This is a genomic window from uncultured Planktosalinus sp. (assembly GCF_963973675.1).
In the GTDB taxonomy this organism is placed as follows: Bacteria; Bacteroidota; Bacteroidia; order Flavobacteriales; family Flavobacteriaceae; genus Planktosalinus.
This window is the reverse complement of sequence record NZ_CAXBAN010000103.1, coordinates 1-7,866: the sequence shown is the minus strand read 5'-3', so window position 1 is coordinate 7,866 and position 7,866 is coordinate 1. Positions and strand designations below refer to the sequence as shown.

The window sequence follows — 7,866 nt, the reverse complement described above, 5'->3', positions numbered from 1 at the left end:
ATTAGGTGCCATTATAGGAAATCAGGTGGGAAGCAGCAAAGACAATCAAGTGATTGGTGCTGTTATTGGTGGTGTTGTTGGTGGTACAGCCGGTGTTTTGATCGGAAATAAAATGGACAAACAAGCTCAAAAAATTGAAGAAGAAATACCCGGCGCAGAAGTGGAACGAATCGACGATGCCATTGTAATTACTTTTGATGAGGGCAGTGGTGTGTATTTTGCAACTAATAAATATGATCTAAATACACAGTCCAGAGAAAACCTCAACAAACTATCAGGTGTTATGATGGAATACCCCGATACCAATATACTTGTTGTTGGCCATACAGATAGTACCGGACCCTATGAGTTCAATATGACCCTGTCTAAAAACAGAGCCCAGGCCGTTACAAACTATTTAGTGGGCAGAGGACTAAGTAGTGGTCGATTTACCACAACCTGGTATGGACCTGATAGACCTTCACACGACAATAGTACTGCTGAAGGACGAGCTAAAAACCGTCGTGTAAATGTAGCTATCGTCCCCAACGAAAAAATGATTGAAGACGCTAAAAAAGAGGCCGGAGAAAATTAAGCTTCAGCATCTTAACACTCAAGAGCCGGATACTGTTAAAAGTATCCGGCTTTTTTTATTTCTAGATTGTATTTTTTGGCTACTTTTAAGCAAATGATTCAATCTTGTGACATAGCAATAATAGGTGGTGGATTAGCCGGTCTCACGGCAGCTCTTCACCTAAGCAATAGTAATTTTAATGTTCTTGTTTTTGAAAAGAATCCTTATCCCAGACATAAGGTTTGTGGTGAATATGTATCAAACGAAGTCTTGCCATATCTCAATAGTTTAGGAATTCATCCATTCCAATTAGGAGCTAAATCAATCAGTCTGTTGCAGGTTTCAAATAGAAATGGATTGGAATCCAAATCCCAATTACAATTAGGGGGTTTTGGAATAAGCCGGTATACGCTCGATCATCACCTGTATACTAAAGTGAAAGAAAGAGTTCCGGTTTTACAGGAAACTGTCACGGAAGTTAAGTTTCAAAGCAACCAAAGCACAATTGAAACCTTATCAGGAAACACGGTTCAGGCGCGTTTTGTCATTGGTGCCTTTGGAAAGCGGTCCAATCTTGATAAATCACTTCTACGACCTTTTATTCAAAAAAAAACCCAGTGGATGGCCGTTAAATCACATTACACCGGCGATTTTCCTGAACATATGGTTTCATTGCATCACTTTAAAGGGGGGTACTGCGGACTCTCAAAAATCGAGAACAATAATGTCAACCTCTGTTATCTCACGACCATTGATGCCTTTAAACGCTATAAAGTCATCAATGATTTTGAAGAGAATGCACTTTCCGAAAACCCTTTTTTAAAAAACTTTTTAAAGCAGGCAACTCCTGTTTTTGATACACCTCTTACCATCAGCCAGATATCATTCGAAAGAAAAAAAGCAGTTGACAACCATGTTTTTATGATTGGTGACAGCGCTTCACTTATTCATCCTTTGTGTGGAAATGGTATGGCAATGGCCATAACGGCTGCGAAATTAGTTGCTGATACCTTTCTCCAAAACAAAAACTCAAAAAGAAATGAGCTTGAAAAAATATACATGCAAAAATGGAATTCTACGTTTTCTAAACGATTAAGCTATGGCCGTTTGTTACAAGCAGTTATGATGAATTCAATTTTATTAAATACAGGATTGAAACTTTCAAAAAGGAACACAAACCTAATTTCATTTGCCGTTTCAAAAACACACGGAAAACCTCTATAAATGCTTCTAAACACTACATATCGGAGTAACCAAAGCGAATTGATGGACCAACCGGACCTCACTGAAAGCGAACTCAAACTTGCCTACAGGGATATCAACAGGGTAAACCAGCTTTTGGGTGGGAACCAAATTACTTTAAACGGTGTGATTCAGCTTACCAAAAAACTTCCGGTAAACACCCGGATTACTATCATTGATGTTGGATGTGGAGACGGAGAGATTCTATTTCGGTGTGAACGCTATGCCCGTCAAAACAATTTAGACTGGAAACTTGTGGGTATTGACAATAATGAAAAAAGCATCGCTCTGGCCCGGAAAAGAAAACCGGCTGACAGCAAAGTAGACTTTAAATTGATAGACGCCTTTTCAACTGGGTTTGAAAGCCTCAATGCACACATTTTTCTCTATTCTTTAACATTGCATCACTTTTCAAACGACGATAGTATTCGTATTTTAGATAAATCATTGCGCAAGGCATCTATAGGAATTGTTATCAATGATTTGCAAAGAAGTGCACTGGCATACAGGCTGTTTCAATTGTTTAGCTTTTGCTTTTTAAAAAGTAACATTGCCAAAAACGACGGTCTAATATCAATTTTAAGAGGATTTAAGAAGGAAGATATCAGAAGATATTCTAATTTACTACCCCAAAGTCATCATCAAATAAAGCAAAAGTGGGCGTTTAGATGGCAGTGGATTATACAAAAAATATGAGTGTAAAAATACATACCGTTACCAAAGTACTTCCCAAATACACCAAAAAAACAGAGGACATTCTTCCGTTTATTGACCTTTGGATGGAAGGGCAGGACAACCGCTTAAAGCGAAAAACAATAAAAATCTTTGAAAATGCACAGGTGGATCAGCGTTATTCACTGTTTGAGCCTCTTGAAGTATTTACTCAAACTTCTTTTCAAAAAAGAAATGAAATTTATTCTCGTGAAGTAATCGCTATTGGAACAGAGCTAGTGCAAAAAGCATTACAAAAAGCCCACTGGAACGCAGACTCTATTGATTATATCATCACAGTGAGCTGCACCGGTATTATGATTCCTTCGCTGGATGCTTATTTAATCAATGCACTAAAGATGCGACAGGATGTAGTGCGCCTTCCGGTAACTGAAATGGGATGTGCAGCCGGTGTTTCCGGGCTCATCTATGCCACACAGTTTTTAAAAGCAAACCCCGGTAAACGGGCCGCGGTAATTGCTGTTGAAAGTCCGGCGGCTACATTTTTATTGAATGACTTTTCCATGGCCAATATTGTAAGCGCTGCGATCTTTGGTGACGGAGCTGCTTGCACGTTGCTCACTTCAGAAGCTGATGCATCAGGACCGGAAATTATGGACACAAAAATGTATCATTTTTTCAATGCAGAACACTTAATGGGGTTTGAACTTACCAACAACGGACTCAAAATGGTGCTGGATGAAGGGGTTCCTGAAACCATCTCAACACACTTTTCAAATATACTCAATCCATTTCTTGAGCAAAACAAGCTGACTGTCAAAGACATCAACCATTTTATTTTTCACCCCGGAGGTAAAAAGATACTTGAATTGGTCGAAAGCCTTTTTGACGAAATGGGTAAAAATATAGACGATACCCGAGAGGTATTGCGATTGTATGGTAATATGAGTAGCGCCACCATTCTTTATGTGCTGGAGCGTTTTATGGATCGAAACATTCCCAAAAATGAACAAGGACTCATGCTTAGCTTTGGGCCCGGGTTTTCAGCACAGCAAGTTTTACTTAAATGGTAATTAATTAAAAACAATGGAATTTAAAAACAATAAATACTGGGCAGTTATCTTAGGAGGTAGTAGTGGTTTGGGGCTGGGAACTGCACAAAAACTAGCTGCTTCTGGAATGAACCTATGTATCGTACACCGTGACCGCAAAGAACAACTCCCTGAAATAGATGAAGCCTTTAATCGCTTACGCGAAAGTGGCATTACCCTTTTGACATTCAATCTGGATGCACTTAAAGATAGTAACCGGAACGAGATTCTAACCTCACTTGAAAAAGAAATGGGAACCGGTGGAAGTGTTAGGGTACTGGTACACAGTATTGCCAAAGGAAACTTAAAACCTATGCAAGGAACTAATGAGGCCCTGCTGAACAACGCAGATTTTCACCTCACTATTGATGCGATGGCCATTAGTTTATATGACTGGACACAGGCCCTTATCAATAAAACTATGTTTAACAAATCAGCCCGGGTAATTTCTTTTACCAGTGAAGGCAATGCCAAAGCCTGGCCTTATTATGCCGCAGTATCCGCAGCAAAAGCTACGCTGGAAGCCATCACCCGCAATATGGCCGTTGAGTTTGCTCCCTTAGGCATTACGTCTAACTGTATTCAAGCCGGAGCAGTAGACACCCCGGCATTGAAAGCCATTCCCGGTAGTGATAAATATGCATCCATTGCATTTAAAAAGAACCCTTTCAAAAGACTAACTACACCGGCAGATATTGGAAATGTAGTGTACCTGCTTTGCAAAGACGAGGCTGCCTGGATCAACGGAACTGTAATCAAAGCCGATGGAGGCGAAAGCTTGAAATAATGACAACCGATACACTTTTAAAACAACTGCCGTACGGAACTGACTTTTTATTTGTAGACAGCATCAGCCAACTGTCTGAAGAAGGAATTACTGGACATTTCAGATTTAAGCCGGAACTTTACTTTTATAAAAGTCATTTTATGGACAGACCGGTGACCCCCGGAGTAATTTTGATAGAATGTATGGCGCAAATAGGGCTCGTTTGTTTAGGTATATACTTGCTTTCTAATCAAGAAACGAACACTCAATCCTTGGAAACTAACATAGCCTTAAGTACTACTGAAATTGAATTTTTCAAACCTGTATATCCGGGCGAAAAGGTAACAGTAGTATCTGAAAAGGAGTATTTTAGATTTGGTAAGTTAAAGTGTAAGGTAAAGATGATGAATGAACAAAATGAGCTTGTAAGCAAAGGAAGCATTAGCGGAATGATTTTAAAATGAACACACAATCAACAAACATACGGGTAGTGGTTACCGGGCTGGGTGTAGTAGCTCCAAACGGAGTTGGATTGAAGGCTTTTTCAAATGCCATTCAAAAAGGTGTATCCGGAATTCGGTTTTTTAAGGAATTACAAGCACTCAACTTTTCCTGCCAAATAGGAGGGATGCCGGAGGTCTCAAAAGAACTCAAGAACAACTATTTTACTGAACTGGAGTTAAAAAACTTCAATAGCACCGGTATTTTATATGCAGTTATTGCAGGAATGGACGCCTGGAAAGACGCCGGCTTAAATTGTAAACCCACAGCTGTTGATTTTGCTTCAGGCACTGTGTTTGGTTCGGGAAACCTTGGTGTGGACAAGTTCAGGGAAAGTATCCTAAACATTGATGCCGGCAGGGTAAGACGACTGGGGAGCACCTCTGTACAGCAAACAATGAGCAGCGGAGCCAGTGCTTATTTAAGTGGTAAACTGGGGTTGGGAAACCTCGTAACCTCAAATTCCTCAGCATGTGCCACCGGAACAGAAGCACTAATTTTAGCCTATGAACGCATCAAGGCAGGCAAGGCTACCCGAATGCTCGCCGGGAGTACCAGCGACGGGGGACCTTATGTTTGGGGCGGGTTTGATGCCCTTCGAATCTTGCCTTATAACTTCAATGAACGTCCTGAAAAAGCTTCACAACCAATGAGTGCTTCAGCATCGGGTTTTGTGCCGGGCTGTGGTGCCGGTGCCCTGGTTCTGGAAACACTTGAAAGCGCCCTGGAACGAAAAGCACCCATCTATGCAGAAATTGCAGGTGTTGCCCTCAATAGCGGTGGGCAGCAAAACGGGGGAAGTATGACGGCACCCAATCCGGAGGCAGTACAAAAGTGCATTAAAGAGGCACTGAACGATGCACAAATCACCGGAAAAGAAATCGATGCTATCAACGGACACCTAACGGCTACAACAAAAGACGCTGAAGAAGTGCTTAACTGGAGCGTGGCACTCAACAGAACCGGAGCCAACTTCCCTTACATCAATTCGCTGAAAGGGATGACCGGGCACTGCCTGAGCGCTTCAGGGAGTATTGAAGCAGTGGCAACCGTTCTTCAGATGAAAGAGGGTTTTGTGTTTCCCAATATCAATTGTGAGAAGATTCATCCGGAAATATTAAAAATTGTTGCAGCCGATTGTGTTCCAAGAAAGCTCGTGAAACAGCCACTACGTTATGCTATAAAAGCCAGTTTTGGTTTTGGTGATGTCAATGCTTGTATTATCTTTAAACAAAAAAACAATGACCCAAGATAAAATTTACCAAACCCTGGAAACCATCATTTCAACATACCTCCCAGAAGACGTTTCCAATAAAACCATCACGCTGCAAAGTAACTTAACCAGCGAGCTCAACATCAATTCCTCACATCTGGTGGATATTGTGCTTGACATTGAAGATGCGTTTGATATCGCATTCAGCAATGACGATATGCAGTCTATTCAAACGGTGGGCGATGTGATTCAGTTAATTGAATCAAAAACAACGTAACAAGTTAATTTCTCGAGTTATGAGCTGTATCGGGTTTAGTGAGCTTCAAAACATCGGTCATCATCTTGACGTAAATGGCTTTCTTACCGCGACTGGCAATGGGGTAGACCAGCAACTCCGGATTGTTTTGCAGAAGCTTGACAGCATCTTCAGTGCTCATTTCAGCTTTTTGATCAAACTTTTCCCTAAATACCGGGTGTTCAGTAGCGAGCAAATCAGTCACTTTGCAATCAAGTAAATGCGCAAGCTCCACCCATTGGGTGCCTGTAAGGGAGGTGTTTTTTAAGTTAACCGCATTCAGTTTTGCATCAGAAGACTCTGCATAAGCAAGAGCTTCTTTTGAAAGTTTATGCTCCGGGTAGTAATAAAAATTTAATTGATTGCTATGTTCTGAAAGTACACCCATGTCTTCTTTATTTTTCATTGTTAGTTGTTTTTATGGTTGCTAATAGTATACTAATTTTTAGTATATTTATGAAGCAGTTTAACAACTTATTAAACATTCAAGCACATCCTTTCTTTAAAGGAATTTAATAAAGAACCTTCATTATGAAAATCCTAAAAAAAACAATCTTATTCCTGTTCCTTATCGTGGTGATTATTTTTGCCATTCAAAACAGCCAAACTACTAACATTGAGTTTTTTAACTGGGGCATGACACTGCCGGTTTCATTAATTGTTATACTGATTTACATACTAGGGATGACCACCGGTGGCTTGTTATCATCAGTGCTTAGAAAGCTGATGAACAATGAAGACTCAAAAGACGTTCATAACGATTGGCAGAAATAAAACCTGTAGCCGTTAAACTCCATCGCTATATTTGGTTTTTACCAAGCGGTCAGGAAATACTTATTCATTCACCACCTCAAGCAGGGCTTCAGCTGTTGTTATTTCCGGGTACAAGTTTCCACCCAGCATGACAATCATTTTGTCAGTAGTTTCAAGTTGAGGTACATAGGGAGAAAGCTGTGCTTTGATGGTTTCGTTTTCAGAGAGTGTGACGGTTTTATAAAGAAAGGGGCTCTCTTCAAGACCGTTAATAATAGCTTCACAATTTGTACAGTTGTCAGGCTTGTATAGGGTAATCATTTTCTTTGGTTGAATATTTATAAGCTCAAACTCTTTAACCAGTGACCTGCGCGTAAGGCTGTCACTCACATCCAATGTATAGGTATATTTAGGTTCTTGATCTCGCTCAATCACCACGCTAATCAGGTTCACTTTAGATCGACCCGGAACCCTCACTTTTCTGGGAACCCCGCTGCGTTGTCTAAACCCGGTTCCTTTAAGTGTTATGGCTACATCCAGGTCAGTGAGTGTATTGTTTGAGGCGTATATAAGCAAACGGTTTCTAACTTGTTCATCTTCAATAGTGATTCGCATATCTTGAGCGTAAAATGTTGAGCAACAAAGAAATGAGGTAAGTAAAAGTAGTATTTTTATATTCATGGGGGGAGTATTTTTTTCCAAATATAAAATTTTGATTTCAATGTTTGCCAACTTTAATCTTTAAATATAGTTTACTCACTTCTTAAAACCTTTGAAGAG

At 40.3% G+C, this 7,866-nt stretch carries 11 protein-coding genes; 9 read left to right on the top strand and 2 right to left on the bottom strand.

Features of this window, described 5'->3' with window-relative positions; all coding sequences use genetic code 11:
• The 8 genes from AACY61_RS05690 to AACY61_RS05655 all read left to right on the top strand — a co-directional run.
• On the top strand, positions 1-574 hold a 574-nt coding region (locus AACY61_RS05690; RefSeq protein ID WP_339610620.1), incomplete at its 5' end, for an OmpA family protein.
• Positions 575-667: 93 nt separating this feature from the next.
• Entirely contained in the window at positions 668-1,777 is a 1,110-nt protein-coding gene (locus AACY61_RS05685) for an NAD(P)/FAD-dependent oxidoreductase (RefSeq protein WP_339610619.1), read from the top strand.
• A complete protein-coding gene (locus AACY61_RS05680; protein WP_339610618.1) occupies positions 1,778-2,491 on the top strand; it encodes a methyltransferase domain-containing protein in 714 nt (237 codons plus the stop codon).
• Complete coding sequence (locus tag AACY61_RS05675) at positions 2,488-3,540, top strand: 3-oxoacyl-[acyl-carrier-protein] synthase III C-terminal domain-containing protein (RefSeq protein ID WP_339610617.1); 1,053 nt, start codon at positions 2,488-2,490, stop codon at positions 3,538-3,540. The genes AACY61_RS05680 and AACY61_RS05675 overlap by 4 nt, the downstream gene beginning before the upstream one ends.
• A gap of 13 nt (positions 3,541-3,553) precedes the next feature.
• Positions 3,554-4,345, top strand: a complete 792-nt coding sequence (locus AACY61_RS05670) for an SDR family oxidoreductase (protein WP_339610616.1) — start codon at positions 3,554-3,556, stop codon at positions 4,343-4,345.
• Positions 4,345-4,788: a hydroxymyristoyl-ACP dehydratase gene (locus tag AACY61_RS05665; RefSeq protein ID WP_339610615.1), complete on the top strand. Its 444-nt coding sequence runs from the start codon at positions 4,345-4,347 to the stop codon at positions 4,786-4,788. The genes AACY61_RS05670 and AACY61_RS05665 overlap by 1 nt, the downstream gene beginning before the upstream one ends.
• Complete coding sequence (locus AACY61_RS05660; protein WP_339610614.1) at positions 4,785-6,080, top strand: beta-ketoacyl-[acyl-carrier-protein] synthase family protein; 1,296 nt, start codon at positions 4,785-4,787, stop codon at positions 6,078-6,080. Before AACY61_RS05665 ends, AACY61_RS05660 begins: the two co-directional genes overlap by 4 nt.
• Positions 6,067-6,315, top strand: a complete 249-nt coding sequence (locus tag AACY61_RS05655) for a phosphopantetheine-binding protein (RefSeq protein WP_339610613.1) — start codon at positions 6,067-6,069, stop codon at positions 6,313-6,315. The genes AACY61_RS05660 and AACY61_RS05655 overlap by 14 nt, the downstream gene beginning before the upstream one ends.
• A 4-nt stretch (positions 6,316-6,319) precedes the next feature.
• On the opposite strand, the gene AACY61_RS05650 is transcribed toward AACY61_RS05655, so the two are convergent.
• Entirely contained in the window at positions 6,320-6,739 is a 420-nt protein-coding gene (locus tag AACY61_RS05650) for an ArsC/Spx/MgsR family protein (RefSeq protein WP_339610612.1), read from the bottom strand.
• Between the two features lie 125 nt (positions 6,740-6,864).
• Here AACY61_RS05650 and AACY61_RS05645 point away from each other — a divergent pair, with 125 nt between their 5' ends.
• The gene (locus AACY61_RS05645; RefSeq protein ID WP_339610611.1) at positions 6,865-7,107 is read left to right on the top strand and encodes a LapA family protein; all 243 of its coding nucleotides are present in this window, start codon (positions 6,865-6,867) and stop codon (positions 7,105-7,107) included.
• Between the two features lie 60 nt (positions 7,108-7,167).
• Here the strand turns inward: AACY61_RS05645 and AACY61_RS05640 are convergent, their stop codons facing one another.
• A complete protein-coding gene (locus tag AACY61_RS05640) occupies positions 7,168-7,767 on the bottom strand; it encodes a hypothetical protein (RefSeq protein ID WP_339610610.1) in 600 nt (199 codons plus the stop codon).
• Positions 7,768-7,866: the final 99 nt, after the last annotated feature.

Coding starts and splice junctions, on each gene's coding strand:
- AACY61_RS05685 (WP_339610619.1), top strand. CDS start 668: ATGATTCAATCTTGTGACATAGCAATAATAGGTGGTGGATTAGCCGGT.
- AACY61_RS05645 (WP_339610611.1), top strand. CDS start 6,865: ATGAAAATCCTAAAAAAAACAATCTTATTCCTGTTCCTTATCGTGGTG.
- AACY61_RS05670 (WP_339610616.1), top strand. CDS start 3,554: ATGGAATTTAAAAACAATAAATACTGGGCAGTTATCTTAGGAGGTAGT.
- AACY61_RS05655 (WP_339610613.1), top strand. CDS start 6,067: ATGACCCAAGATAAAATTTACCAAACCCTGGAAACCATCATTTCAACA.
- AACY61_RS05675 (WP_339610617.1), top strand. CDS start 2,488: ATGAGTGTAAAAATACATACCGTTACCAAAGTACTTCCCAAATACACC.
- AACY61_RS05640 (WP_339610610.1), bottom strand. CDS start 7,767: ATGAATATAAAAATACTACTTTTACTTACCTCATTTCTTTGTTGCTCA.
- AACY61_RS05665 (WP_339610615.1), top strand. CDS start 4,345: ATGACAACCGATACACTTTTAAAACAACTGCCGTACGGAACTGACTTT.
- AACY61_RS05660 (WP_339610614.1), top strand. CDS start 4,785: ATGAACACACAATCAACAAACATACGGGTAGTGGTTACCGGGCTGGGT.
- AACY61_RS05680 (WP_339610618.1), top strand. CDS start 1,778: ATGCTTCTAAACACTACATATCGGAGTAACCAAAGCGAATTGATGGAC.
- AACY61_RS05650 (WP_339610612.1), bottom strand. CDS start 6,739: ATGAAAAATAAAGAAGACATGGGTGTACTTTCAGAACATAGCAATCAA.